Consider the following 22,696-nt stretch of genomic DNA (forward strand, 5'->3'; position numbering starts at 1 on the left):
ACCGAGGGCGTGCGACGTCGCCGCCCTCAGTCGCCCTTCCGGTGCCCCTTGATCGCCTTGATCGCCATCTGCACGGCGATGAAGACGAGGTATGCCGCGAACAGCATGTTGCCGACGAGGGGGTCGATGAGCGTCGCGAGCCAGGCTCCGAGCGCCGTCGTCGTGCAGGCCGAGACGCCGACGATGGCCGCGGCCCTCAGATCCACGTTGCGGTTGCGGAGGTTGCCGATCGTCCCCGAGATCGCGGTCGGGATCATCATCAGCAGCGAGGTCCCCTTGGCCACGAGATCGCTCGTGCCGAACGCGAGCATGAGGATCGGCACCACGACGATGCCGCCGCCGACGCCGATGAGCCCGGCGAGGATGCCGGTGCCCACGCCGACCACGACCAGGGCGATGCCGGTGAGCAGGTGCAGCTCGAACTCCGCGTCCCGAGACGGGATCACCAGGAACAGGCTGACGATCACGACCACGAGGAAGCCGACGAAGAACCATCGCAGCACGGTCTGCGAGATCCGCGGCAGCAGCCGCGTGCCGATCTGGGCGCCGACCACCGCCCCGGCGGCGAGGATCAGCGCGGGGATCCAGGCGACCGAATCATTGAGCGCGTAGGAGATGACGCCGACCGTCGCCGTCGGCACGATCGCGGCGAGCGAGGTCCCGGCGCCGAGCCGCTGGTTGAAGTGCAGGAAGAGCACGAGCAGCGGGACGATGACGGTGCCGCCGCCGACTCCGAACAGACCGGAGAGGAGGCCCGCGAGCAGGCCGATCCCGATGAATGCCGTATAGGCGCGAGGCCCTCTGGGTCGGGTCTCTGCGTCAGTCACCGGATCAGCCTACTCTCGGGACCATCCTCCTCCGACTCTTCTTCGCGAACCCTGGGACCGGGTGCCGAGTTGTGCGACACTGGATCGCACCAGACGGCGTCGTCGCCTCCCCGGATCGAAGGAGATCTCATGGTGCGCAGTTCCTATCCCGATATCGAGATCCCCGACGTCTCGATCCACGAGTTCCTGTTCGGCGACGTGGCGGAGGATCGCCTCGACGCGACCGCTCTCATCGACGGCGTCAGCGGAGCCATCACGACCTACCGCCAGCTGATCGCGCAGATCGACCTGTTCGCAGGGGCCCTCGCCGCACGCGAGGTCGGGGTGGGCACCGTGGTGGGCGTGCTGTGCCCCAACATCCCGGCGTTCGCGACGATCTTCCACGGCATCCTGCGCGCGGGAGCCACCGCGACGACGATCAACTCGCTCTACACGTCCGACGAGATCGCCAACCAGCTCGCGGACGCCGGCGCGACGTGGCTGATCACCATGTCGCCCCTGCTGCCGGGCGCGAAGGCCGCCGCTGCTGCACGGGGTTTCGACGACGACCACGTCATCGTTCTCGACGGGGCCGACGGGCACCCTTCGCTGCCCGCTCTGCTCGGAGAGGGCAGATCCGCGCCGGATGTGGACTTCGACCCGGCCACGCACCTCGCGATCCTCCCCTACTCCTCCGGCACCACCGGCAGGCCCAAGGGTGTGATGCTCACGCACCGCAACCTCATCGCGAATGTGAGCCAGTGCCGCACCACGATCTCCGTCGGCGACGGCGATCGGGTTCTCGCGGTGCTCCCGTTCTTCCACATCTACGGAATGACCGTGCTGCTGAACTTCGCCCTGCGCCAGCGTGCCGCACTGGTCACGATGCCGAAGTTCGACCTGGGCGAGTTCCTCCGTGTCGTTCAGGAGCACCGCACGAACTGGGTGTTCATCGCCCCGCCCATCGCCGTCGCCCTGGCCAAGCATCCGCTGGTCGACCAGTTCGACACCTCGGCGATCAGGGTCGTGTTCTCGGGAGCGGCGCCTCTCGACGGCACGCTCGCGGCCTCGGTGGCCGAGCGTCTCGACTGCGTCGTCTGCCAGGGGTACGGCATGACCGAGACGAGTCCCGTGACCCATGCCATCCCGTATGACCGCCCGGAGATCGATCGGTCGTCGGTGGGCATGCTGCTCGCCAACACCGAGGCCAGGCTGCTCGCGGAGGACGGGAGCGACATCGACGCCCCCGCAGATGGTGTGAGCGCCCCCGGCGAGATCCTGATCCGCGGACCGCAGGTGATGAAGGGCTACCTCAACCGCCCGGACGCGACGGCCGAGATGCTCGATGCCGACGGGTGGCTGCACACCGGCGACGTGGCCACGGTCAGCCACGACGGCGTGTTCCGGATCGTCGACCGCCTGAAGGAGCTCATCAAGTACAAGGGGTACCAGGTGGCGCCCGCGGTGCTCGAGGCGGTGCTGCTCGAGCATCCCGCCATCGCCGACGCCGCTGTGATCGGTGCCGTCGACGATGACGGTCAGGAGGTGCCGAAGGCGTTCGTCGTCGTGCAGCAGGGCGCGGAGCTCGACGCGGATGCCGTGATGGCCCATGTCGCCGCCCACGTCGCGCCGCACGAGAAGGTCAGGCAGGTGGAGTTCATCGACGCGATCCCGAAGTCGGCATCCGGCAAGATCCTGCGCAAGGACCTGCGCGCCAGGGCCTGACACCCACCCCGAACGCGAAGAAGCCCGCCGTCCCTCTCGGGGCGGCGGGCTTCTTCGTGCGAGATGCTTACTCGGACTTCTTGGCGTCCTCGGCAGCGGCCTCGGCGGACTCGCCCTCGGCCTGCGACTCGGCGCCGGCCTCGTCGGCGGGAGCCTCGTCGGCGGGAGTCTCGTCAGCGGGAGTCTCGTCAGCGGGAGCCTCCTCGACGGGAGCCTCCTCGACGACCTCGGCGGGCTTCTCGGCCTTGGCGGCCTTCTTGGTCGACTTCGCCTTGGGGGTGACGGGCTCGAGGACGAGCTCGATCACGGCCATGGGAGCGTTGTCGCCCTTGCGGTTGCCGACCTTCGTGATGCGGGTGTAGCCACCCTCACGGTCTGCGACGAGCGGTGCGATCTCGGTGAAGAGAGTGTGCACGACGCTCTTGTCGCCGATGACCGAGAGAACGCGACGACGAGCGTGCAGGTCTCCGCGCTTGGCGAAGGTGATCAGGCGCTCGGCGAGCGGACGAAGGCGCTTGGCCTTGGTCTCGGTCGTCTTGATCGACTTGTGGGTGTACAGAGCAGCCGCGAGGTTGGCAAGCAGCAGGCGCTCGTGTGCGGGGCCGCCTCCGAGGCGGGGACCCTTAGTGGGCTTGGGCATAATCGTCTAACTCCTGGTCAGAAGGGTCGGGTATCAGAAGGACTCGTCTTCGCTGCCGCCGTAGAAGTGGGCGCCGTCGAAACCGGGCACCGAATCCTTGAGCGACAGACCGAGCGAGATGAGCTTGTCGCGCACCTCGTCGACCGACTTCTGGCCGAAATTGCGGATGTTCATGAGCTGCGTCTCCGAGAGGGCGACGAGCTCGGAAACAGTGTTGATGCCTTCACGCTTCAGGCAGTTGTACGAGCGGACCGAGAGGTCCAGGTCCTCGATCGGCATCGACAGCTCGCTGGAGTTCACTGCCTCCACCGGTGCCGGGCCGATCTCGATTCCCTCTGCCTCGACGTTCAGCTCGCGAGCGAGACCGAACAGCTCGGTGAGCGTCTTCGCAGCCGACGCGACGGCGTCGCGAGGGCTGATGGCGGACTTGGTCTCGACGTCGAGGACGAGCTTGTCGAAGTCGGTGCGCTCACCCGCACGGGTGGCGTCGACGCGGTAGCTGACCTTCAGGACCGGCGAGTAGATCGAGTCGATCGGGATCTGACCGGCCTCGGCGTACTCGTTGCGGTTCTGCGTCGCCGAGACGTAGCCACGGCCACGCTCGATCGTGAGCTCGAGCTCGAACTTCGCGGTCTCGTTGAGAGTCGCGATGACGAGCTCGGGGTTCTGGATCTCGACACCGGCCGGAGCCGAGATGTCGGCGGCGGTGACTTCGCCCGAACCGGTCTTGCGCAGGTACGCGGTGATGGGCTCGTCGCGCTCCGAGGAGACGACGAGCTGCTTGATGTTGAGGATGATCTCGGTGACATCCTCCTTCACGCCGGGGATGGTGCTGAACTCGTGCAGCACGCCGTCGATGCGAACGCTGGTGACCGCGGCGCCGGGGATCGACGACAGCAGGCTGCGACGCAGCGCGTTGCCGATCGTGTATCCGAAGCCGGGCTCCAGGGGCTCGATGATGAACCGGCTCCGGTTCTCGACGATCTTTTCCTCGGTGAGTGTCGGACGCTGTGCAATAAGCACTCTGTGTTCCTTTCGATCACATGACCGCTATATGACATGTGGTGGGGTGAGGTCTTGAGTTGTGTGAGTCGATGCCCGCGGGGCGGGCGTCGAGCCGCCCGGGCCCGAAGGCGCGGGCGGCTCGACGAGCCGGATCAGACGCGGCGACGCTTCGGCGGGCGGCAGCCGTTGTGCGCCTGCGGGGTGACGTCCTGGATCGAACCGACCTCGAGGCCGGCGGCCGTCAGCGAACGGATCGCGGTCTCGCGACCCGAACCCGGTCCCTTGACGAAGACGTCGACCTTCTTGACGCCGTGCTCCTGCGCCTGGCGGGCGGCCGACTCGGCGGCCATTCCTGCGGCGTAGGGGGTCGACTTGCGCGAGCCCTTGAAGCCCACGCCACCCGACGATGCCCAGCTGATGACAGCTCCGGACGGGTCGGTGATCGAGACGATCGTGTTGTTGAACGTCGACTTGATGTGGGCGTGGCCCAGTGCGATGTTCTTCTTTTCCTTGCGGCGCGGCTTGCGCGCGGCGGCCTTGGGTGCAGCCATGAAAGTGTTCTCCTAGTCCCTGGGGCCGCGCTTAGCGGGCCTTCTTCTTGCCTGCGACGGTGCGCTTCGGGCCCTTGCGGGTACGGGCGTTGGTCTTGGTGCGCTGACCACGGACCGGGAGGCCACGACGGTGGCGGATGCCCTCGTAGGAGCCGATCTCGACCTTGCGGCGGATGTCTGCGGCGACCTCGCGGCGCAGGTCACCCTCCACCTTGTAGGTTCCTTCGATGTGGTCGCGGAGGGCGATCAGCTGGTCGTCGCTGAGGTCCTTCACGCGGATGCTCTCATCGATGTCCGTCGCCTTGAGGATCTCGACCGAGCGGGTACGGCCGACGCCGTAGATGTAGGTAAGGGCGATCACCACGCGCTTGTCGCGCGGGATGTCAACGCCGGCAAGACGTGCCATGCGGTTCTCCTGGGTTTCTTAGAGGTGTGGAGCAGGATCGGTGCTCGGGCCTCTGCCCCGAGGTGTCCCCTCCGCCGGCTCCTGAGCCTGGCGAAGGATCTGATCCTGCCGGTGTGTGTTGAGTTGTGAGTCTGATCCGAAGATCCCTGTCGGCGATGCCGACGGGGCTCAGCCCTGGCGCTGCTTGTGGCGCGGGTTGCTCTTGCAGATCACCATGACGCGGCCGTGACGACGGATCACCTTGCAGTGATCGCAGATCGGCTTGACGCTGGGGTTGACCTTCATGTTTTTTCCTATTCGCTGTCTTCGTACCGCCCCGGAGAGGGGCAGGCCGTTACTTCTCGACCGATCAGCGGTAGCGGTAGACGATACGGCCGCGGGTGAGGTCGTAGGGGCTGAGCTCCACGACCACGCGGTCCTCGGGGATGATACGGATGTAGTTCTGCCGCATCTTGCCCGAGATCGTTGCCAGGACCTTGTGTCCGTTGCTCAGTTCAACGCGGAACATCGCGTTGGGAAGAGCCTCGGAGATCACGCCCTCGATCTCGATGACACCGTCTTTCTTAGCCATAGCCTCGCTGACGCTTCTGCAGACCGGTCGATCTGCGGTGGGTGGTTGGATTGCGGTTCTCGCGCCGATTCAGACACGCCGAATCAAGGCGCAAAGCACCAAGGATCTATGTTATCCGACAACGGGAGTTCCGGCAACCTGGAAGGCGACCGGAACTCCCTACTTGGTGAAGTGAGAGGGCGTCTAGATAATCGCCTGGGCGTCAGTCACCCAGGAGACCCCGCACGCATCGAAGTTGAAGCTGAGCCCGGTCGGGCCACCGAGGGACTTGTAGTGCCACTGCTTCGAGGGCCAGCACTGATACATGACCTGGAACTTCTTGTTACTACACGAGCCGATGATCCGTCCGTAGCTCCAGCCGAAAGAGGAACACGTGGCCTTGCCAGCGGCTTGGGCGGGCGCCGCCACCCCGATCGGGATCATCAACCCCATCACGAGCGCAGCGACGACCCCCGCCACTGACACCCGCTTCGCTGTGCGCTCCGACGCTCTGGCGTGTCGCGCCCACAAGGTGTTCGGCGCGCTGCGAGTGACTTCCATTGTTGTAATGTCCATGCTGTCCTCCGGTCTTGTCGAATCGAGTGATTCGACAAGACCGTACCCCGTGCGACATGGACTTGGAGGGCTATCCGAGGATCTTGGCGAACTCCGTCGCGATCGCCGAGTTGTCGATCCGGTCACCGTTGATGGCGACGGTCGGGGTTCCGAAACGCCCCGTCGCCGGGTCGACAGGCGTCTCGTCCGTGCGGGCCGCGACGAAGCGCGAGTACGTGCCGTCGGTGATGCAGTCAGCTGCCCCCGCGGCGCCGGCCTGCTTCGCGAGCTCGACGAGCTGCTCGTCAGCGAGCCCCGCCGTGTTCTCCTCTGGCTGGTTGGTGAAGAGGAGGTTGAAGTAGTCGAGCGCGTTGTCCGGTGCTTCCGTTGCGACGCAGTACATCGAGTTCGCCGCCCTGGTGGAGAATTCGGTGCCCTGCGAGGCGCGATCCAGGATGGAGATCGGATGGATGTTCAAAGTGATGTCATCGTTCGCAGCCGCAGTCTGCAACTGTTCGCCGTACGCATCCTCGAACTGGCCGCAGACGGGGCACATGAAGTCCACGTAGGTGTCGATCGTGTCGTCACCGGCTCCGAAGCTGATCGCGCCCGTCTTGTCATTCACGATCGCCCCCTCGGGGGTCGGCCCCGGCGCGGTCGCCTGGTTGTTGAGGTTCACCACGACGAGGGCGAGGACGGCCAGCACGACCACCACTGCCGCCGAGACGCCGATCACGAACCAGTTGGTGTTGCTCTTCGCAGCTGCCATGGATCTTCCGTTTCTGTCGAGGCCCGCCCGCTGCGGGCTCGGCCTGAAATCCTCGGGTGCATGCGCACCCATACACCCATTGTGCCCGGAGAAACCTATGCGCGCGTTGTGATGATGCTCTGCACGACGCTCATCGCTCAGGCCGCAGTACCGGGTGTCAGGCGATGGGAGTGGGCGTCACGCCGAAGGCGGCGAGTCCCGCCGCTCCCCCGTCTGCGGCGGTGAGCACCCAGATGCCCCCGTCATGCAGCGCGACGCTGTGCTCCCAGTGCGAGCCATCGGTGCCGTCGACGGTCGACACGGTCCAGTCGTCGTCCTCGACGAAGGTCTCGTCGCTTCCGGCCGTGACCATCGGCTCGATCGCGAGCACCAGCCCCGGCTTGACCTCTGCGCCGGGATCCGGCGTGCGGTAGTTGAAGACGCTCGGCGCCTCGTGCATCTTGCGGCCGATTCCGTGCCCGACGTACTCACGGAGGATGCCGTAGGTCTCGCCGGAGACCGCTGACGGGCCCTGTGCCTCGATGAATCCCTGGATCGCGGCGCCGATGTCGCCCAGATGCGAGGCGGACGCCATGGCGGCGATGCCGGCCCACATCGACCCCTCGGTCACCCGGGACAGCTCGAGACGCTGAGCGACGAGCTCGGGACGGCTGTCATCGGGGACGACGACCGTGATCGCACTGTCGCCGTTCCAGCCCTGGTACTGAGCCCCGCAGTCGATCGAGACGATGTCGCCCGCCTGCAGCACCCGCTCGCCGGGGATGCCGTGCACGACTTCGTCGTTCACCGAGATGCAGGTCGTGTGCCGATAGCCGCGCACCAGCTGGAAGTTCGACTCCGCACCGCGGGCGAGGATGACCCGGTTCGCCTCGGCGTCGAGCTCGAGCGTGGTGACACCCGGGCGGATCAGCGGACGCACGGCATCGAGTGCCGCCGCCGTGATGAGGCCGGGCTCGACCATCGCGCGCAGCTGCGCGGCGTTCTTGTAGATCGACTTGCGGAACATCGGAGGCGATCAGGCCGCGAGGCGGAGACCGCGCGCGGTCAGCGCGGCGAAGATGCGCTCGGTGATCTCGTCGAGAGATCCGATGCCGTCGATCCGGTCGACGATGCCGCGGGGGCCGTACACCTCGAGGATCGGCGCGGTCTCGTGCTCGTAGATGTCGAGACGGTGGGCGATCGCCTCGTCGGTGTCGTCCGAGCGGCCCTGCTCCGCCGCACGGAGCTTGAGTCGCTGGATGCTCTCGTCACGCGAGACGTCGAGCAGGATCACCGCGTCGAGCGACTCGCCGCGCGCGGCGAGGAACGCGTCGAGGTGCGCGACCTGCGCGCTGTTGCGCGGATACCCGTCGAGCAGGAAGCCGTTCGCCGCGTCGTCCTGAGAGAGACGATCGCGCACGATCTCGCTGGTGAGCTCGTCGGGAACCAGGTCGCCCTTGTCGAGGACCGCCGTGACCTGCTGGCCGAGCGGCGTGCCCTCCTTGATGTTCGCGCGGAAGATGTCTCCGGTCGAGACGACCGGGATCCCGTAGGACTCGGCGATCCGCACGCCCTGAGTGCCCTTGCCGGACCCCTGGGGGCCGACGATGAGGAGACGAGCGGTTGCCGTCATCGGAGGAGCCCTTCGTAGTGACGCTGCTGCAGCTGCGCATCGATCTGCTTGACCGTCTCGAGACCGACACCCACGATGATGAGGATCGATGCGCCACCGAACGGGAAGTTCTGGTTGGCGCCGACGGTGGCCAGGGCGATGAGCGGGATCAGTGCGATCAGACCGAGGTAGATCGAGCCGGGCAGCGTGATGCGCGTGAGCACGTAGTCGAGGTACTCGGCGGTCGGGCGACCTGCACGGATACCGGGGATGAACCCGCCGTACTTCTTCATGTTGTCGGCAACCTCGACCGGGTTGAAGGTGATCGCGACGTAGAAGTACGTGAATCCGATGATCAGCAGGAAGTACGCGGCCATGTAGACCGGGTGGTTTCCCGTCGTGAAGTTGGTGCTGACCCAGGTGACCCACGCGGCCGGCTCCGAGCCGTCCTGCGGGGTGTTGAACTGGGCGATGAGCGCGGGGATGTACAGCAGCGACGAGGCGAAGATCACCGGGATCACACCGGCCATGTTGACCTTGATCGGGATGTACGTGTTGGTACCGCCGTACGTCCGGCGTCCGACCATGCGCTTCGCATACTGCACGGGGATGCGTCGCTGCGACTGCTCGACGAAGACCACGAGCCCCATCACGATGATTCCCACCAGGAGCACCAGGAGGAAGACCTCGAAGCCCTTGCTCTCCCAGATGAGCCACATGGCTCCGGGGAAGGTCGCGGCGATCGACGTGAAGATCAGCAGGGACATGCCGTTGCCGATGCCGCGCTCGGTGACGAGCTCCGCGAACCACATGATGAGACCGGTACCGGCCGTCATCGCCATGATGATGAGCAGCTGCGCCCACCACACGTCGTTGGTGAGCAGGTTCTGGCAGGCGGCGACGTCGGTGGTGCCGAACAGCTGACCGCTGCGGGCGACCGTGACGAGGGTCGTGGACTGCAGCAGCGCGAGCGCGATGGTGAGGTACCGCGTGTACTGCGTCAGGCGGGCCTGACCGGCCTGGCCTTCTTTGTGCAGTGCCTCGAAGTGAGGGATGACGACGCGGAGGAGCTGCGTGATGATCGTCGCGGTGATGTACGGCATGACGCCGAGCGCGAAGATCGACAGCTGGAGGAGCGCCCCGCCGGAGAAGAGATTGACCAGCCCGAGGAGTCCTTCAGTGCCCGAGTTCTGCGCGAGGCACTCCTCGACGTTCGGGAAGTTCACGAACGGAGCAGGGACATTCGAGCCAAGTCGGTAGATGGCGACGATGGCGAGGGTGAAACCGATCTTCCGACGCAGGTCGGGCGTGCGGAAGATCCGCGCGATGGCGCTAAACAAGGACGTTCCTCCTGAAAAGGTTGCCGTCCCCGAGGGACGGCTGAAAGAACAGGCTAACCCATAAGAGGGGCCGGAGAATCTCCGACCCCTCTCATGAAGTGGTTACTTGACGGATCCGCCTGCTGCCACGATCTTCTGCTCGGCAGAACCCGAGACCTTGTCGACCGCGACGGTGAGCTTGACGGCGATGTCGCCGTCTCCGAGAACCTTGACCTTCTCGTTCTTGCGAACGGCACCCTTGGCGACCAGGTCGCTGACGGTGACATCGCCACCGGAGGGGTACAGCTCCGCGAGCTTCTCCAGGTTCACGACCTGGTACTCCACGCGGAACGGGTTCTTGAACCCGCGCAGCTTCGGGGTGCGCATGTGCAGAGGCATCTGCCCACCCTCGAAGCCGACGCGAACGGTGTTGCGAGCCTTGGTGCCCTTGGTACCGCGACCCGCCGTCTTACCCTTGGAGCCCTCACCGCGACCGACACGGGTCTTCGCGGTGTTGGATCCGGGGACCGGACGCAGGTGGTGGACCTTCAGCACGCCGGGGCGGGATGCCGGAGCATCCTTCTTCGGCGCCGCCTTCTTGGCAGCCGGCTTCGAGACGGCGTCGGCCTTGGCGTCGGACGCCTTGGCCGGTGCCTTCTTGGCGGCAGGCTTCTTCTCGGCTGCGGCCTTGGGAGCGGCAGCCTTCTTCGGGGCCTTCTCGGCCTCGACGGCTTCGTTCTTCTCAGCCATTAGTCGATCTCCTCAACCTTGACGAGGTGGGCGACGGTCTTGACATAACCGCGCGTCTGCGCGTCGTCGGGGCGAACGGTGCTGTCACCGATGCGCTTCAGACCGAGGCTGCGCAGCGTGTCACGCTGGTTCTGCTTCTCGCTCACCTTGGACTTGACCTGCGTGACCTTCAGGCGCGCAGCCATCAGGCACCTACCTTCTGTGCGGCGATGGCGTCAGCCTCCGCACGGACGAGACGCGCAGGTGCGACCTGGTCGAACTCGAGGCCACGACGTGCGGCGACCGCACGGGGCTCCTCGAGCTGCTTCAGGGCGGTCACCGTCGCGTGCACGATGTTGATCGTGTTCGACGAACCGAGCGACTTCGACAGCACGTCGTGGATACCGGCGCACTCGAGCACGGCGCGGACCGGACCACCGGCGATGACACCGGTACCGGCAGCGGCCGGACGGAGCAGCACGACGCCTGCAGCGGCCTCACCCTGCACGGGGTGCGGGATGGTGCTTCCGACGCGCGGAACGCGGAAGAAGTTGCGCTTGGCCTCTTCGATGCCCTTCTGGATCGCCAGAGGGACCTCGCGGGCCTTGCCGTAGCCGACGCCGACCAGGCCGTTGCCGTCGCCGACGACCACGAGAGCGGTGAAGCTGAAGCGACGACCACCCTTCACGACCTTCGAGACGCGGTTGATGGTGACGACGCGCTCCAGGAACTGGTTGTCGCCGCGGTCGCGCGAGTTGCGGTCACGACCGCCACCCTGGTTGCGATCGCGACCGCCACCGCGGCGGCCCTCACGGGCAGGCTCGGCCTGGGTCGTGCCGGCGGCCGTCTCAGAGACGACGGGAGCCGTCTCGGGAGCGGCAGCAGCCGTTTCGGTCACTTCGTTCTCCTTGTTGTCACTCACAGTGCCAGACCCCCTTCGCGGGCGCCGTCGGCGATGGCGGCGACACGACCGGCGTAGCGGTTGCCACCACGGTCGAACACTGCCTCGGAAACGCCAGCGGCCTTCGCGCGCTCGGCGAGAAGCTCGCCGACCTTGCGGGCCTTGGCGGTCTTGTCACCCTCGAGCGAGCGCAGGTCGGTCTCGAGCGTCGAAGCCGACGCGACGGTGTGACCCTTGCTGTCGTCGACAAGCTGCACGAAGACGTGGCGAGCCGAACGGTTGACGACGAGGCGCGGACGCACCTCGGTGCCGACGACCTTCTTGCGAAGGCGGGCGTGACGACGCGCGCGGGCGTCAGACTTTGACTTGAGAGCCATGCTTACTTACCACTCTTTCCGGCCTTGCGACGCACGATCTCGCCGGCGTAGCGCACGCCCTTGCCCTTGTACGGCTCGGGCTTGCGGATCTTGCGGATGTTCGCAGCTGCCTCGCCGACAGCCTGCTTGTCGATTCCGCTGACGGTGAGCTTGTTGTTGCCCTCGACCGTGAGCGTGATGCCGGCGGGCGGGTCGATCAGGACCGGGTGCGAGAAGCCGAGGGCGAACTCGACCGAGCTGCCCTTCTGCGCCACGCGGTAACCGGTTCCGACGACCTCGAGACCCTTGGTGTAGCCCTGGGTCACGCCGATGATGTTGTTGTTGATGAGCGTGCGGGTCAGGCCGTGAAGCGACCGCGACTCGCGCTCGTCGTCGGGACGGGAGACCAGAACCTGGTTCTCCTCGACCGCGACCTCGATGGGCTTGGCGACCGTCAGGGTGAGCTCACCCTTGGGGCCCTTCACCGCGACCTCGCGGCCGTCGACCGAGATGGTCACGCCCGCGGGAACGTCGATGGGAAGTCGTCCGATACGCGACATTTTCGATTACCACACGTAGGCGAGAACTTCTCCGCCCACGCCCTTCTGCTCTGCCTGACGGTCGGTGAGAAGACCGGAGGAGGTGGACAGGATGGCCACGCCGAGGCCGCCGAGGACACGGGGCAGCTCGGTGGACTTCGCGTACACGCGGAGGCCGGGCTTCGACACGCGCTTGATGCCCGCGATCGACCGCTCGCGGTTGGGGCCGTACTTCAGCTGGAGGGTGAGGTTCGAGCCGACGCGCGCGTCAGTCGTCTCCCATCCGGCGATGTAGCCCTCCTGCTGGAGGATCTCGGCGATGTGCGTCTTGAGCTTGCTCGACGGCAGGGTCACGGAATCGTGGTGCGCCGAGTTCGCGTTGCGCAGACGGGTCAGCAGATCTGCGACCGGGTCTGTCATTGTCATTGTTGTTTTCCTTTGTTCATGAGGTTCCGGCTGCCGTTACACGACAGACGGCCTGCGATGACACGCAATCTTCAATTGTACGGGATCGGGCGGGGCGCTGTGCGCCCCGCCCGAGACCTGCTTACGCCTTGGCGTCTTCCGTGCGGAAGGGGAAGCCGAGGTGACGCAGAAGCGCGCGACCTTCGTCGTCCGTCTTCGCGGTGGTGACGACAGTGATGTCGAAACCGCGAACCCGGTCGATCTTGTCCTGATCGATCTCGTGGAACACGCTCTGCTCCTGGAGACCGAAGGTGTAGTTGCCGTTTCCGTCGAACTGCTTGCCCGAGAGGCCGCGGAAGTCGCGGATGCGGGGCAGAGCGAGCGAGACGAGACGGTCGATGAACTCCCACGCGCGGTCACCGCGGAGGGTGACGTGCGCGCCGATCGCCTGTCCCTCACGCAGCTTGAACTGCGCGATCGACTTGCGAGCCTTGGTCACGATCGGCTTCTGGCCGGTGATCTTCGTGAGATCCTCGACCGCGCCATCGATCACCTTGCTGTCGCGAGCTGCCTCGCCGACACCGGTGTTCACGACGACCTTGACCAGTCCGGGGATCTGCATGACGTTCGCGTAGCCGAACTCCTCCTGCAGGGCCTTCTTGATCTCGGAGTTGTACTTCGCCTTCAGGCGGGGCTGGATCTTGCCAGCCACCGCAGCGTCGGTGGTTGCCATCAGAGGTCCTTACCTGACTTCTTCGCGTACCGCACGCGGACGGTGCGCTTGACGCCGTCCTTGGTCTGCTCCTCGACCCGGTGGCCGACCTTGGTCGGCTTCTTGGTCGAAGGGTCGACGAGTGCGACGTTCGAGATGTGGATGGACGCCTCGACAGTCTCGAGTCCGCCCGTCTTGGTGCCACGCTGCGTCTGTCCGACGCGCGTGTGCTTGGTGACGTAGTTCACGCCTTCGACGATGACGCGGTTCTTGTCGGACAGGATCTCGAGAACCTTGCCCTGCTTGCCGCGATCTCCGCCACGCTCCTGCGTCGCTCCGGTGATGACCTGAACCAGGTCACCCTTCTTGATCTTCGCCATGACTTAAATAACCTCCGGCGCCAGCGAGACGATCTTCATGAACTTCTTGTCACGAAGCTCGCGGCCGACCGGTCCGAAGATACGGGTGCCGCGGGGCTCCCCGTCGTTCTTCAGGATGACGGCGGCGTTCTCGTCGAACTTGATGTATGAACCGTCGGGACGGCGCGTGGACTTGACCGTGCGGACGATGACGGCCTTGACCACATCGCCCTTCTTGACGTTTCCGCCCGGGATCGCGTCCTTGACGGTCGCGACGATCGTGTCGCCGACACCGGCGTAACGACGCTTCGAGCCGCCGAGCACGCGAATCGTGAGCAGTTCCTTGGCGCCGGTGTTGTCGGCGACCTTGAGGCGCGATTCCTGCTGGATCACTTGGCCTTCTCCAGAATCTCCACCAGACGCCAGCGCTTCGTGGCGCTCAGCGGGCGGGTCTCGTTGATCAGGACGAGGTCGCCGATGCCGGCGGAGTTCGCCTCATCGTGCGCCTTGACCTTCGAGGTGCGGCGGATGACCTTGCCGTAAAGCGGGTGCTTCACGCGGTCCTCGACCTCGACCACGATGGTCTTGTCCATCTTGTCGCTGACGACGTAGCCGCGACGGGTCTTGCGGTAACCGCGAGCCGCGGAGTCGCGCACGTCGTGTGCAGCCGACTCGTGCCCTGCGGCCTGCGTCTCCACAGTCGCTTCCTTCTTGGTGGCCATCACTCAGCCTCTTCCTTTGCTTCGACAGGCTCAGCAGAGTCCACGGCCTTATCGCCCGCGGAGTCCGCCTTCTTCGCCTTCGACTTGGTCGCCTTCTTGGCCGGAGCCTCGACCGGAGCGGGCGTCGCACGGATGCCCAGCTCGCGTTCGCGGATCACGGTGTACAGGCGCGCGATGTCGCGCTTGACCGCGCGGATGCGGCCGTGGCTCTCCAGCTGGCCGGTGGCCGACTGGAAACGGAGGTTGAACAGCTCCTCCTTGGCCTTACGCAGCTCCTCGACGAGGCGCTGGTCTTCGAACGTGTCGAGCTCTGCCGGAGCGAGCTCCTTGGTGCCGATCGCCATTACGCGTCGCCCTCCTCGCGCTTGATGATGCGTGCCTTCAACGGCAGCTTGTGAATTGCACGGGTCAGTGCCTCGCGAGCGAGTTCCTCGCTCACACCGGCGACCTCGAAGAGGACGCGACCCGGCTTGACGTTGGCGACCCACCACTCCGGCGAACCCTTACCGGAACCCATGCGGGTCTCGGCAGGCTTCTTCGTGAGGGGACGGTCGGGGTAGATGTTGATCCACACCTTGCCGCCACGCTTGATGTGACGCGTGACCGCGATACGAGCGGACTCGATCTGACGGTTCGTCACGTAGGCAGGCGTGAGCGCCTGGATGCCGTACTCGCCGAAGGAGACCTTCGTGCCACCGGTCGCCTGGCCACTGCGGCCGGGGTGGTGCTGCTTACGGAACTTGACCTTGCGGGGAATAAGCATCAGGCAGACGCTCCTTCTGCGACGGGTGCCTCGTTGCGCGGTGCACGACGACGGTCGCCACCACGGTCATCACGACGAGCCTTGGGAGCGTTGGCCTGCTCGCGAGCGAGCTCCTTCGCCGTCAGGTCGCCCTTGTAGATCCAGACCTTCACACCGATGCGGCCGAAGGTGGTCTTGGCCTCATAGAAGCCGTAGTCGATGTTCGCGCGCAGCGTGTGCAGCGGCACACGACCCTCGCGGTAGAACTCCGAACGGCTCATCTCGGCGCCGCCGAGACGGCCGGAGACCTGGATGCGGATGCCCTTGGCACCAGCGCGCTGCGCGCCCTGGAGACCCTTGCGCATCGCACGACGGAACGCCACACGAGCAGAGAGCTGCTCGGCGATGCCCTGTGCGACGAGCTGAGCGTCGGCCTCGGGGTTCTTGACCTCGAGGATGTTCAGCTGGATCTGCTTGCCCGAGAGCTTCTCGAGGTCGCCACGGATGCGCTCGGCCTCGGCTCCACGACGACCGATCACGATGCCCGGACGGGCGGTGTGGATGTCGACGCGGACGCGGTCACGGGTGCGCTCGATCTCGATGTTCGAGACACCGGCGCGGTCCAGCTGCGTCTTCAGCAGGTTGCGGATCTTGATGTCCTCGGCGACGTAGTCGGCGTAACGCTGACCGGGCTTCGTCGAGTCCGAGAACCAGCGCGACACGTGGTCCGTGGTGATACCGAGACGGAAGCCGTACGGGTTTACCTTCTGTCCCATTACTTGCTCGCCTTCTTGTTGCTGTCGCCCTTGGCGGCCGGGGCCGCCTCCGGCGTCGAGAGCACGACCGTGATGTGGCTCGTGCGCTTCTTGATCTGGAAAGCGCGACCCTGTGCACGGGGCTGGAAACGCTTGAGCGTCGTGCCCTCGTCGACGTAGGCGTTAGCCACGTACAGGTCCTGCTCGTCGAGGAACTCTCCGTCGCGATCCGCCTTGACCTGCGCGTTGGCCATGGCCGACGCGACAAGCTTGTAGATCGGCTCGCTGGCGCTCTGCTGCGCGAACTTCAGGATGGCGAGAGCCTCCTGAGCCTGCTTGCCCTTGATGAGCGCGACGACACGACGAGCCTTCTGAGGGGTCACACGGATGTGTCGCACGCGTGCGATCGATTCGACCATCAGCGACGCCGTCCCTTCTTGTCGTCCTTCTCGTGGCCGCGGAAGGTGCGGGTGGGCGCGAACTCGCCCAGCTTGTGACCGACCATGGTCTCGGAGACAAACACGGGGATGTGCTTGCGACCGTCGTGGACCGCGATCGTGTGACCCAGCATGGCCGGGATGATCATGGACCGGCGAGACCAGGTCTTGATGACGTTCTTGGTGCCGGCTTCGTTCTGCACGACCACCTTGCGAAGCAGGTGATCGTCGACGAAGGGGCCCTTCTTAAGACTGCGAGGCATCTTCTCTTACTCCTACTTACGCTTCTTGCCGGCGTTACGACGACGCACGATGTACTTGTCGCTTTCCTTGTTGGCGTGACGGGTGCGACCCTCAGCCTGGCCCCACGGGGAGACGGGGTGACGTCCACCGGACGTCTTGCCCTCACCACCACCGTGCGGGTGGTCGACCGGGTTCATGGCGACACCACGCACGGTCGGGCGGACGCCCTTCCAGCGCATGCGGCCGGCCTTGCCCCAGTTGATGTTCGACTGCTCGGCGTTTCCGACCTCGCCGATGGTCGCGCGGCAGCGCGCATCGACGTTGCGGATCTCGCCCGAGGGCAGACGCAGCTGAGCGAAGTTGCCATCCTTGGCGACGAGACGGACGGATGCACCGGCCGAACGTGCCATCTTCGCGCCGCCACCGGGACGGAGCTCGATCGCGTGGATGACGGTACCCGTCGGGATGTTCTTCAGCGGGAGGTTGTTGCCCGGCTTGATGTCGGCGCCTGCACCCGACTCGATGACGTCGCCCTGCTTCAGCTTCGCCGGCGCGAGGATGTAGCGCTTCTCGCCGTCGAAGTAGTGCAGCAGCGCGATGCGTGCCGTGCGGTTGGGGTCGTACTCGATGTGAGCGACCTTGGCGTCCACGCCGTCCTTGTCATTGCGACGGAAGTCGATGACGCGGTACTGGCGCTTGTGGCCACCACCGATGTGACGGGTCGTGATGCGTCCCTGGTTGTTGCGACCACCGGTCTTCGAGAGCGGGCGCAGCAGCGACTTCTCCGGCGTCGATCGAGTGATCTCGGCGAAGTCAGCCACCGACGAGCCGCGACGGCCCGGGGTCGTGGGCTTGTACTTGCGAATAGCCATGATTGTCCTTATCCCCCGGATCAGCCGATTGCCGTGAAGATGTCGATGGTGCCCGACTTCAGGGTCACGATGGCGCGCTTGGTGTCCTTGCGCTTGCCCGTGCCGAAGCGGGTGCGGCGTGCCTTGCCGACGCGGTTGAGGGTGTTGACCCCTGCGACCTTGACGCCGAAGATCTTCTCGATGGCGAGCTTGATCTCGGTCTTCGAAGCGCGCGGGTCGACGAGGAAGGTGTACTTACCCTCGTCGATGAGCCCGTAGCTCTTCTCGGACACGACCGGCTTCAGGATGATGTCGCGCGGGTCCTTGTTCAGGGCCGTCTGGAGAACAGATGCCTGCTCGCTCATGCGGAGACCTCCTGGTTGGCGCCGGACTTCGAGGCGATGAAGCCCTCGAGCGCGGCCTGGGTGAAGACGATGTCGTCGGAGACGAGCACGTCGTAGGCGTTGAGCTGGTCGAACGTCAGCACGTGCAGGTTCGACAGGTTGCGGATGCTCTTCAGCGTCACGTCGTCGTTGCGCTCGATCACGACGAGCACGTTCTTCGACGAGACGACGTTGGTGAGGAAGTTCACCGCGGTCTTGGTCGAAGGAGTGCCGTCGATGCCGAAGGACTCGATGGCGTGGATGCGGTCCCCGCGGAAGCGGTCGCTCAGTGCACCACGGAGGGCGGCGGCGATCATCTTCTTGGGGGTGCGCTGCGAGTAGTCGCGCGGCTTGGGGCCGTGCACGATTCCACCGCCGGTCATGTGCGGCGCGCGGATGGAGCCCTGACGGGCGTTACCCGTGCCCTTCTGCTTGAAGGGCTTGCGGCCGGCACCCGAGACCTCACCACGACGCTTGGTCGAGTGGGTTCCCTGGCGAGCCGCCGCGAGCTGCGCGACGACGACCTGGTGGATGAGCGGGATGTTCGTCTTGGCGTCGAACAGTTCGGCGGGAAGCTCGATCGAGCCAGCCTTCTTGCCGTCTGCCTTGAGGACGTCAAGCGCGAGAGTGGAGTCAGCCATGATCAGGCACCCTTCACTGCGTTGCGGACGTAGACGATGCGGCCACGAGCACCGGGGACGGCGCCCTTGACGAGCAGCAGACCCTTCTCGATGTCGACGGCGTGCACCGTGAGGTTGAGGACGGTCACGCGCTCGCCACCCATACGGCCGGCCATGCGCATTCCCTTGAAGACGCGGCTCGGGGTCGACGATGCGCCGATCGAGCCGGGCTTGCGGTGGTTGCGGTGCGAACCGTGCGACGCCGAGACGCCCTTGAAGTTGTGACGCTTCATGACACCGGCGAAGCCCTTGCCCTTGCTCGTGCCGACGACGTCGACGAGCTGGCCTGCTTCGAAGGTTCCGTCGACGGTGAGCTCCTGGCCCAGCGAGTAGTCAGCGGCATCCGCGGTGCGGATCTCGGTGACGTGACGGCGAGGCGTGACGCCTGCAGCCTCGAAGTGGGCGGTCAGGGGCTTGTTCACCTTGCGCGGGTCGATCTGACCGTAGGCGATCTGCACGGCGTTGTAGCCGTCCTTCTCGGGGGTACGGATCTGGGTGACCACGTTCGCGGCGAGCTCGATGACGGTGACGGGAACGAGCTTGCCGTTCTCGTTCCACACCTGGGTCATACCGAGCTTCGTGCCCAGCATGCCCTTGGAAATCTTGGAGTTGATGTCAACCATGGCGGACCTCAGAGCTTGATCTCGATGTTGACATCGGCGGGCAGGTCGAGACGCATCAGCGAGTCGACGGCCTTGGGCGTCGGGTCGACGATGTCGATCAGACGCTTGTGGGTGCGCATCTCGAAGTGCTCGCGGCTGTCCTTGTACTTGTGGGGCGACCGGATGACGCACACGACGTTCTTCTCGGTCGGAAGCGGCACGGGGCCGACGACGGTCGCGCCCGCACGGGTCACGGTGTCGACGATCTTGCGTGCCGACGAGTCGATGACCTCGTGGTCATACGACTTCAGGCGAATGCGGATTTTCTGTCCCGCCATTGTCTGCTCACTCTCTTTAAGCGTCTTACCGTCCTGGGCCGGATGACCCTGGGGCATTGGACGCACGTCGGCGCTGTTCGCGCCTCGGCACTCGAACGACTCTCACGAACCGATCTGCTGCACCACTGTTCTGCTGTCATCCCGCACGCCTCGCAGCGAGCGGATGTGCCCCACCCGCCGCACACGGCAGAGCCGTCGTGGAGGGAGTGTCGGGGCCGTCCTGCCACCCGCGGCCTAGGTCCCTGCGCTTCCGCGCCGCCTATGCACTGCCGTGATGGTGATCCGGTACACGCTGAGCGCGCCGGAATGTCGAACCTGTCTATTCTGCCACGGCCGATTTCACTTGTGCAAACCCGGGCGTGTCGCGGTCGCTGTGCATCTCCTGAGGGCACGCCCAACCGTCGGTCCGGAGCCTCTGATCGACACCGCCGACGGCCTCCTCAGCGCGCTGAGGAGAGCGGGGCGAGGCATCCCCATGCCTCGCCCCGCTTGGGGAGGGCGTTCAGTGCGAGGGGGCACACCGAACGCGAGGACACCGACGTGAAGGGACGCCGGAATCCTCGACCGAGGGCGCGGCGATGAGACCGCCGCGCAGGCGGGATGACGTCAGAGCGCACAGAGTGCGCACGTCGCACGATGATCCCCAAAATCGTTATCCCCAGTTTGACGCGGTCAACCGCGTGAAGTCGGAATGTCGAACCCCTTCGACATCCCTGATCGCAAGTTCCCCAGGCGATCGAGATTCAGTGTAACCGAACGACGCTCTGAAACGCGATACCACCACGCGGAATACTTGGTCCCCGATACAGAGGAGCGGCGGCTCCCCCGGAGGGAAGCCGCCGCGGAACGATACCCATTCCCCTCGCCCGCTCGTCTGGTTTCAGCGAGGCAATATGCTACGACGGTGAAGCCCGCCGATCCGTCCGCCCAGACCAGGGGCGTCCGAGCCGACATCCAGTCCCTGCGCGCCCTCGCTGTCGGCCTGGTGGTCCTCAACCACCTCTGGCCCGGCGACCTGCCGGGCGGGTACATCGGGGTGGACATCTTCTTCGTGATCAGCGGATACCTGATTACGTCGCATCTCGTGCGCGAGGTGAACGCCACTGGTGGGGTGAAGCTCGGGAGCTTCTGGGCACGTCGCGCCAAGCGACTGCTCCCCGCCGCGTTGGTGGTGCTGATCGCCAGTGGCATCATCGCTTTGACCCTGGTTCCGCTGCTGTACCAGCAGAGCGCACTGCGTCAGATCGCCGCCGCTGGCGCCTACTTCCTCAACTGGCTCCTGTTCGCCGAGTCGGCGGACTACTTCGCTCAGACCGACGCCCTCTCCCCGGTGACCCACTACTGGTCGCTCTCGGTGGAGGAGCAGTTCTATGTCGTGTGGCCGCTCGTGATCCTCGGTGTTCTCCTGCTCACCAAGGCCACGCCGGCACGGGTCCGAAAGACTGCTCTCGTCGTCGCGATGACCCTGATCCTCGTCGCCTCGCTGGCTTGGGCGATCTTCAGTACGGCCCGGGGTGCCGCGGGGGCCTATTTCGCCACCACAGGACGCGCATGGGAATTCGCCGCAGGCGCTCTTCTCGCATTCGCCCCGTCTCTTCCATCGATCGACCGGCGTGCGGCGGCGGCGACTTCCTGGCTCATGTGGGGAGCGCTGGTGGGATGCGCATTCCTCTACAGTCCGGCATCAGGGTTCCCCGGTCCGCTGGCACTGGTGCCCGTCACGGCGACAGCGGCCCTTCTTTGGCTGAGGACGGACGATTGCAAGTGGGCACCCCAGCGTGTACTCGCAATACGTCCGGTCACATTCGTGGGCGATATTTCCTATTCGCTGTACCTGTGGCACTGGCCGCTCATCGTCGCCGTGACCTATGCGCTGGGGGGTACTCTCAGCGGCGGCGTCAAGGCCGGAATCGTCATCGGCGCCGTGCTGCTCGCATGGCTCACCAAACGACTCGTCGAAGATCCTGTCCGGCTCACTAAGCTCTCCGGACTCGCCCGACCGCGAAACGTCCTGATCGCCACCGCAGCCTCGATAGCTCTTCTATGGGGTGGGACGCTGATGGTCGCGCCGGATGTTGAGGGCAGAGCTGAGGCGGCCGTCGCCGAACTCAACGCGGATGTGCGGCAGGACACCCCGTGTTTCGGCGCCCGAGCCGCATTCGCCGACTGTGAAGACAGCCACACGCTCGGCGACCTCGACTATGCGCTCAACAGCTGGGAACTCCTCGATCGCACAGTGAGCAACGGCACTTACTGTTCCTACAAGTGGGGCGCGGCCGAACTCGCCCCGTGTTCGTTCGGCGTCCCGGAAGGGTCGCAGCGACGTGATGTCGCGCTGGTCGGCGACTCGCATGCGGCGATGATGGTGTTCCCGCTCGACGCCGTGTCAGCCGCTCACGGCCTCCGTGTGCATACCTACCTTGCTGAGGCATGTGCCGCGCTCGATGATGACTCGATCGCGGTCGCCGGAAGCACGGAGCAGCAGCGGAGCGACCAGTGCAACGCTTGGCGCGTTAAGGTCATCGACGAATTGACCGAATCACCCCTGATCGACACGATCGTGACAACGAGCTTCGACACCGCATACTACGAGACAGCGAATCCGAGTGTCAGAGACTCCGGCGACGGTTATGTCAGAGCGTGGGAGGAGTGGCTGCTCGCAGGAAAGACGGTGATCGTGATCAACGATGTGCCGCGGTTCCCCCAGTCCGTGCCCGAGTGCATCATGTCGGCGTCGACACTAGAGGACCCCTGCGCCATGGATGCCGATGCGCTGTCGACCGAGGGTCCACTGTGGACGGCTGCGCAGCAGATCGACGACCCTGATTTCCACTTCGTCGATCACCGGGATGTCTACTGCGACGACCAGAAATGCCATACCGTCATCGGGGGGATCCCCGTCTACATCGACTCCAATCACCTGACCTCGGTATTCGCTCGCTCCTTCGGAGAGTTCATGTTCCCTGCGGAGGCGTTCGAGGGCTGACCCCCTTGTCGAGAGGGAGTCAGCCCCGTTTCACAGCTG

The 22,696-nt window shown here is 65.4% G+C and carries 34 protein-coding genes; 2 read left to right on the top strand and 32 right to left on the bottom strand.

Features of this window, described 5'->3' with window-relative positions; translation table 11 throughout:
• Window positions 1–26 precede the first annotated feature (26 nt).
• Window positions 27–827 carry a sulfite exporter TauE/SafE family protein gene (locus tag DXT68_RS13075; RefSeq protein WP_045253823.1) on the bottom strand — a complete coding sequence of 267 codons (801 nt, stop codon included), beginning with the start codon at window positions 825–827 and terminating at the stop codon, window positions 27–29.
• A 129-nt stretch (window positions 828–956) separates the two neighbouring features.
• Between DXT68_RS13075 and DXT68_RS13080 the strand changes: the two genes are divergently transcribed.
• Window positions 957–2,531, top strand: coding sequence for an AMP-binding protein (locus tag DXT68_RS13080; protein WP_045253824.1), 1,575 nt, complete (start codon window positions 957–959; stop codon window positions 2,529–2,531).
• Between the two features lie 67 nt (window positions 2,532–2,598).
• Here the strand turns inward: DXT68_RS13080 and rplQ are convergent, their stop codons facing one another.
• From rplQ to rpsJ, 31 genes are all read right to left on the bottom strand, one after another.
• Window positions 2,599–3,171: a 50S ribosomal protein L17 gene (gene rplQ, locus DXT68_RS13085; protein WP_045253825.1), complete on the bottom strand. Its 573-nt coding sequence runs from the start codon at window positions 3,169–3,171 to the stop codon at window positions 2,599–2,601.
• 33 nt (window positions 3,172–3,204) lie between these two features.
• Window positions 3,205–4,194 carry a DNA-directed RNA polymerase subunit alpha gene (locus DXT68_RS13090; RefSeq protein ID WP_017829188.1) on the bottom strand — a complete coding sequence of 330 codons (990 nt, stop codon included), beginning with the start codon at window positions 4,192–4,194 and terminating at the stop codon, window positions 3,205–3,207.
• 134 nt (window positions 4,195–4,328) lie between these two features.
• The gene (rpsK, locus tag DXT68_RS13095) at window positions 4,329–4,727 is read right to left on the bottom strand and encodes a 30S ribosomal protein S11 (RefSeq protein ID WP_045253826.1); all 399 of its coding nucleotides are present in this window, start codon (window positions 4,725–4,727) and stop codon (window positions 4,329–4,331) included.
• 31 nt (window positions 4,728–4,758) lie between these two features.
• A complete protein-coding gene (rpsM, locus tag DXT68_RS13100; RefSeq protein WP_045253827.1) occupies window positions 4,759–5,133 on the bottom strand; it encodes a 30S ribosomal protein S13 in 375 nt (124 codons plus the stop codon).
• A gap of 168 nt (window positions 5,134–5,301) precedes the next feature.
• Window positions 5,302–5,418 carry a 50S ribosomal protein L36 gene (gene rpmJ / locus DXT68_RS13105; RefSeq protein ID WP_005050492.1) on the bottom strand — a complete coding sequence of 39 codons (117 nt, stop codon included), beginning with the start codon at window positions 5,416–5,418 and terminating at the stop codon, window positions 5,302–5,304.
• A 64-nt stretch (window positions 5,419–5,482) separates the two neighbouring features.
• Window positions 5,483–5,704 (bottom strand): translation initiation factor IF-1, encoded by a 222-nt coding sequence (gene infA, locus DXT68_RS13110; RefSeq protein ID WP_017201569.1) that lies wholly within the window; start codon window positions 5,702–5,704, stop codon window positions 5,483–5,485.
• 183 nt (window positions 5,705–5,887) lie between these two features.
• The gene (locus tag DXT68_RS13115) at window positions 5,888–6,169 is read right to left on the bottom strand and encodes a hypothetical protein (protein ID WP_156149276.1); all 282 of its coding nucleotides are present in this window, start codon (window positions 6,167–6,169) and stop codon (window positions 5,888–5,890) included.
• Window positions 6,170–6,329: 160 nt separating this feature from the next.
• Window positions 6,330–7,007, bottom strand: a complete 678-nt coding sequence (locus tag DXT68_RS13120) for a DsbA family protein (protein WP_045253829.1) — start codon at window positions 7,005–7,007, stop codon at window positions 6,330–6,332.
• 157 nt (window positions 7,008–7,164) lie between these two features.
• Entirely contained in the window at window positions 7,165–8,013 is an 849-nt protein-coding gene (gene map / locus DXT68_RS13125) for a type I methionyl aminopeptidase (protein WP_045253830.1), read from the bottom strand.
• Window positions 8,014–8,022: 9 nt separating this feature from the next.
• Complete coding sequence (locus DXT68_RS13130; protein ID WP_045253831.1) at window positions 8,023–8,619, bottom strand: adenylate kinase; 597 nt, start codon at window positions 8,617–8,619, stop codon at window positions 8,023–8,025.
• On the bottom strand, window positions 8,616–9,938 hold the full coding sequence (gene secY, locus DXT68_RS13135; protein WP_045253832.1) for a preprotein translocase subunit SecY: 1,323 nt from the start codon (window positions 9,936–9,938) through the stop codon (window positions 8,616–8,618). The genes DXT68_RS13130 and secY overlap by 4 nt, the downstream gene beginning before the upstream one ends.
• Window positions 9,939–10,040: 102 nt before the next feature.
• A complete protein-coding gene (gene rplO / locus DXT68_RS13140; RefSeq protein ID WP_082068897.1) occupies window positions 10,041–10,667 on the bottom strand; it encodes a 50S ribosomal protein L15 in 627 nt (208 codons plus the stop codon).
• Window positions 10,667–10,852, bottom strand: coding sequence for a 50S ribosomal protein L30 (gene rpmD, locus DXT68_RS13145; RefSeq protein ID WP_042538783.1), 186 nt, complete (start codon window positions 10,850–10,852; stop codon window positions 10,667–10,669). The genes rplO and rpmD overlap by 1 nt, the downstream gene beginning before the upstream one ends.
• Window positions 10,852–11,544: a 30S ribosomal protein S5 gene (rpsE, locus tag DXT68_RS13150; protein WP_279625477.1), complete on the bottom strand. Its 693-nt coding sequence runs from the start codon at window positions 11,542–11,544 to the stop codon at window positions 10,852–10,854. Before rpsE ends, rpmD begins: the two co-directional genes overlap by 1 nt.
• Before the next feature lie 20 nt (window positions 11,545–11,564).
• Window positions 11,565–11,924: a 50S ribosomal protein L18 gene (gene rplR, locus DXT68_RS13155; RefSeq protein WP_029260926.1), complete on the bottom strand. Its 360-nt coding sequence runs from the start codon at window positions 11,922–11,924 to the stop codon at window positions 11,565–11,567.
• 2 nt (window positions 11,925–11,926) lie between these two features.
• The gene (gene rplF / locus DXT68_RS13160) at window positions 11,927–12,463 is read right to left on the bottom strand and encodes a 50S ribosomal protein L6 (RefSeq protein ID WP_045253834.1); all 537 of its coding nucleotides are present in this window, start codon (window positions 12,461–12,463) and stop codon (window positions 11,927–11,929) included.
• Between the two features lie 6 nt (window positions 12,464–12,469).
• A complete protein-coding gene (gene rpsH, locus DXT68_RS13165) occupies window positions 12,470–12,868 on the bottom strand; it encodes a 30S ribosomal protein S8 (protein ID WP_045253835.1) in 399 nt (132 codons plus the stop codon).
• Between the two features lie 121 nt (window positions 12,869–12,989).
• The gene (gene rplE, locus DXT68_RS13170; RefSeq protein ID WP_045253836.1) at window positions 12,990–13,580 is read right to left on the bottom strand and encodes a 50S ribosomal protein L5; all 591 of its coding nucleotides are present in this window, start codon (window positions 13,578–13,580) and stop codon (window positions 12,990–12,992) included.
• Window positions 13,580–13,939, bottom strand: coding sequence for a 50S ribosomal protein L24 (gene rplX / locus DXT68_RS13175; RefSeq protein WP_045253837.1), 360 nt, complete (start codon window positions 13,937–13,939; stop codon window positions 13,580–13,582). The genes rplE and rplX overlap by 1 nt, the downstream gene beginning before the upstream one ends.
• Window positions 13,940–13,942: 3 nt before the next feature.
• Window positions 13,943–14,311, bottom strand: coding sequence for a 50S ribosomal protein L14 (gene rplN / locus DXT68_RS13180; protein WP_045253838.1), 369 nt, complete (start codon window positions 14,309–14,311; stop codon window positions 13,943–13,945).
• Complete coding sequence (rpsQ, locus tag DXT68_RS13185) at window positions 14,308–14,640, bottom strand: 30S ribosomal protein S17 (RefSeq protein ID WP_052677685.1); 333 nt, start codon at window positions 14,638–14,640, stop codon at window positions 14,308–14,310. Before rpsQ ends, rplN begins: the two co-directional genes overlap by 4 nt.
• Window positions 14,640–14,984, bottom strand: coding sequence for a 50S ribosomal protein L29 (rpmC, locus tag DXT68_RS17330; RefSeq protein ID WP_045253839.1), 345 nt, complete (start codon window positions 14,982–14,984; stop codon window positions 14,640–14,642). The genes rpsQ and rpmC overlap by 1 nt, the downstream gene beginning before the upstream one ends.
• Window positions 14,984–15,403 carry a 50S ribosomal protein L16 gene (gene rplP, locus DXT68_RS13195; RefSeq protein ID WP_045253840.1) on the bottom strand — a complete coding sequence of 140 codons (420 nt, stop codon included), beginning with the start codon at window positions 15,401–15,403 and terminating at the stop codon, window positions 14,984–14,986. The genes rpmC and rplP overlap by 1 nt, the downstream gene beginning before the upstream one ends.
• Window positions 15,403–16,158 carry a 30S ribosomal protein S3 gene (gene rpsC / locus DXT68_RS13200; protein ID WP_017201587.1) on the bottom strand — a complete coding sequence of 252 codons (756 nt, stop codon included), beginning with the start codon at window positions 16,156–16,158 and terminating at the stop codon, window positions 15,403–15,405. Before rpsC ends, rplP begins: the two co-directional genes overlap by 1 nt.
• Window positions 16,158–16,556 (bottom strand): 50S ribosomal protein L22, encoded by a 399-nt coding sequence (gene rplV, locus DXT68_RS13205; protein ID WP_045253841.1) that lies wholly within the window; start codon window positions 16,554–16,556, stop codon window positions 16,158–16,160. The genes rpsC and rplV overlap by 1 nt, the downstream gene beginning before the upstream one ends.
• Entirely contained in the window at window positions 16,556–16,837 is a 282-nt protein-coding gene (gene rpsS / locus DXT68_RS13210) for a 30S ribosomal protein S19 (RefSeq protein WP_017829205.1), read from the bottom strand. The genes rplV and rpsS overlap by 1 nt, the downstream gene beginning before the upstream one ends.
• Before the next feature lie 12 nt (window positions 16,838–16,849).
• Window positions 16,850–17,689 carry a 50S ribosomal protein L2 gene (gene rplB, locus DXT68_RS13215; protein WP_045253842.1) on the bottom strand — a complete coding sequence of 280 codons (840 nt, stop codon included), beginning with the start codon at window positions 17,687–17,689 and terminating at the stop codon, window positions 16,850–16,852.
• Window positions 17,690–17,709: 20 nt separating this feature from the next.
• Window positions 17,710–18,033: a 50S ribosomal protein L23 gene (gene rplW / locus DXT68_RS13220; protein WP_017829206.1), complete on the bottom strand. Its 324-nt coding sequence runs from the start codon at window positions 18,031–18,033 to the stop codon at window positions 17,710–17,712.
• Window positions 18,030–18,692, bottom strand: coding sequence for a 50S ribosomal protein L4 (gene rplD / locus DXT68_RS13225; protein ID WP_045253843.1), 663 nt, complete (start codon window positions 18,690–18,692; stop codon window positions 18,030–18,032). Before rplD ends, rplW begins: the two co-directional genes overlap by 4 nt.
• Before the next feature lie 2 nt (window positions 18,693–18,694).
• Window positions 18,695–19,354: a 50S ribosomal protein L3 gene (rplC, locus tag DXT68_RS13230; protein WP_045253844.1), complete on the bottom strand. Its 660-nt coding sequence runs from the start codon at window positions 19,352–19,354 to the stop codon at window positions 18,695–18,697.
• Between the two features lie 8 nt (window positions 19,355–19,362).
• On the bottom strand, window positions 19,363–19,671 hold the full coding sequence (gene rpsJ, locus DXT68_RS13235) for a 30S ribosomal protein S10 (RefSeq protein WP_030147986.1): 309 nt from the start codon (window positions 19,669–19,671) through the stop codon (window positions 19,363–19,365).
• Between the two features lie 904 nt (window positions 19,672–20,575).
• Here rpsJ and DXT68_RS13240 point away from each other — a divergent pair.
• The gene (locus DXT68_RS13240; protein WP_045253845.1) at window positions 20,576–22,657 is read left to right on the top strand and encodes an acyltransferase family protein; all 2,082 of its coding nucleotides are present in this window, start codon (window positions 20,576–20,578) and stop codon (window positions 22,655–22,657) included.
• Window positions 22,658–22,696 lie beyond the last annotated feature (39 nt).

The organism is Microbacterium foliorum (genome assembly GCF_003367705.1).
Lineage (GTDB): Bacteria > Actinomycetota > Actinomycetes > Actinomycetales > Microbacteriaceae > Microbacterium > Microbacterium foliorum.

Bases quoted from the DNA above. Each gene is read 5' to 3' on its own strand.
- DXT68_RS13080 (WP_045253824.1), top strand. From the start codon at position 957: ATGGTGCGCAGTTCCTATCCCGATATCGAGATCCCCGACGTCTCGATC.
- rplQ (WP_045253825.1), bottom strand. From the start codon at position 3,171: ATGCCCAAGCCCACTAAGGGTCCCCGCCTCGGAGGCGGCCCCGCACAC.
- rpsK (WP_045253826.1), bottom strand. From the start codon at position 4,727: ATGGCTGCACCCAAGGCCGCCGCGCGCAAGCCGCGCCGCAAGGAAAAG.
- rpsM (WP_045253827.1), bottom strand. From the start codon at position 5,133: ATGGCACGTCTTGCCGGCGTTGACATCCCGCGCGACAAGCGCGTGGTG.
- rpmJ (WP_005050492.1), bottom strand. From the start codon at position 5,418: ATGAAGGTCAACCCCAGCGTCAAGCCGATCTGCGATCACTGCAAGGTG.
- infA (WP_017201569.1), bottom strand. From the start codon at position 5,704: ATGGCTAAGAAAGACGGTGTCATCGAGATCGAGGGCGTGATCTCCGAG.
- DXT68_RS13120 (WP_045253829.1), bottom strand. From the start codon at position 7,007: ATGGCAGCTGCGAAGAGCAACACCAACTGGTTCGTGATCGGCGTCTCG.
- map (WP_045253830.1), bottom strand. From the start codon at position 8,013: ATGTTCCGCAAGTCGATCTACAAGAACGCCGCGCAGCTGCGCGCGATG.
- DXT68_RS13130 (WP_045253831.1), bottom strand. From the start codon at position 8,619: ATGACGGCAACCGCTCGTCTCCTCATCGTCGGCCCCCAGGGGTCCGGC.
- rplO (WP_082068897.1), bottom strand. From the start codon at position 10,667: ATGGCTGAGAAGAACGAAGCCGTCGAGGCCGAGAAGGCCCCGAAGAAG.
- rpmD (WP_042538783.1), bottom strand. From the start codon at position 10,852: ATGGCTGCGCGCCTGAAGGTCACGCAGGTCAAGTCCAAGGTGAGCGAG.
- rplR (WP_029260926.1), bottom strand. From the start codon at position 11,924: ATGGCTCTCAAGTCAAAGTCTGACGCCCGCGCGCGTCGTCACGCCCGC.
- rplF (WP_045253834.1), bottom strand. From the start codon at position 12,463: ATGTCGCGTATCGGACGACTTCCCATCGACGTTCCCGCGGGCGTGACC.
- rpsH (WP_045253835.1), bottom strand. From the start codon at position 12,868: ATGACAATGACAGACCCGGTCGCAGATCTGCTGACCCGTCTGCGCAAC.
- rplE (WP_045253836.1), bottom strand. From the start codon at position 13,580: ATGGCAACCACCGACGCTGCGGTGGCTGGCAAGATCCAGCCCCGCCTG.
- rplX (WP_045253837.1), bottom strand. From the start codon at position 13,939: ATGGCGAAGATCAAGAAGGGTGACCTGGTTCAGGTCATCACCGGAGCG.
- rpsQ (WP_052677685.1), bottom strand. From the start codon at position 14,640: ATGGCCACCAAGAAGGAAGCGACTGTGGAGACGCAGGCCGCAGGGCAC.
- rpmC (WP_045253839.1), bottom strand. From the start codon at position 14,984: ATGGCGATCGGCACCAAGGAGCTCGCTCCGGCAGAGCTCGACACGTTC.
- rplP (WP_045253840.1), bottom strand. From the start codon at position 15,403: ATGCTTATTCCCCGCAAGGTCAAGTTCCGTAAGCAGCACCACCCCGGC.
- rpsC (WP_017201587.1), bottom strand. From the start codon at position 16,158: ATGGGACAGAAGGTAAACCCGTACGGCTTCCGTCTCGGTATCACCACG.
- rplV (WP_045253841.1), bottom strand. From the start codon at position 16,556: ATGGTCGAATCGATCGCACGCGTGCGACACATCCGTGTGACCCCTCAG.
- rpsS (WP_017829205.1), bottom strand. From the start codon at position 16,837: ATGCCTCGCAGTCTTAAGAAGGGCCCCTTCGTCGACGATCACCTGCTT.
- rplB (WP_045253842.1), bottom strand. From the start codon at position 17,689: ATGGCTATTCGCAAGTACAAGCCCACGACCCCGGGCCGTCGCGGCTCG.
- rplW (WP_017829206.1), bottom strand. From the start codon at position 18,033: ATGAGCGAGCAGGCATCTGTTCTCCAGACGGCCCTGAACAAGGACCCG.
- rplD (WP_045253843.1), bottom strand. From the start codon at position 18,692: ATGGCTGACTCCACTCTCGCGCTTGACGTCCTCAAGGCAGACGGCAAG.
- rplC (WP_045253844.1), bottom strand. From the start codon at position 19,354: ATGGTTGACATCAACTCCAAGATTTCCAAGGGCATGCTGGGCACGAAG.
- rpsJ (WP_030147986.1), bottom strand. From the start codon at position 19,671: ATGGCGGGACAGAAAATCCGCATTCGCCTGAAGTCGTATGACCACGAG.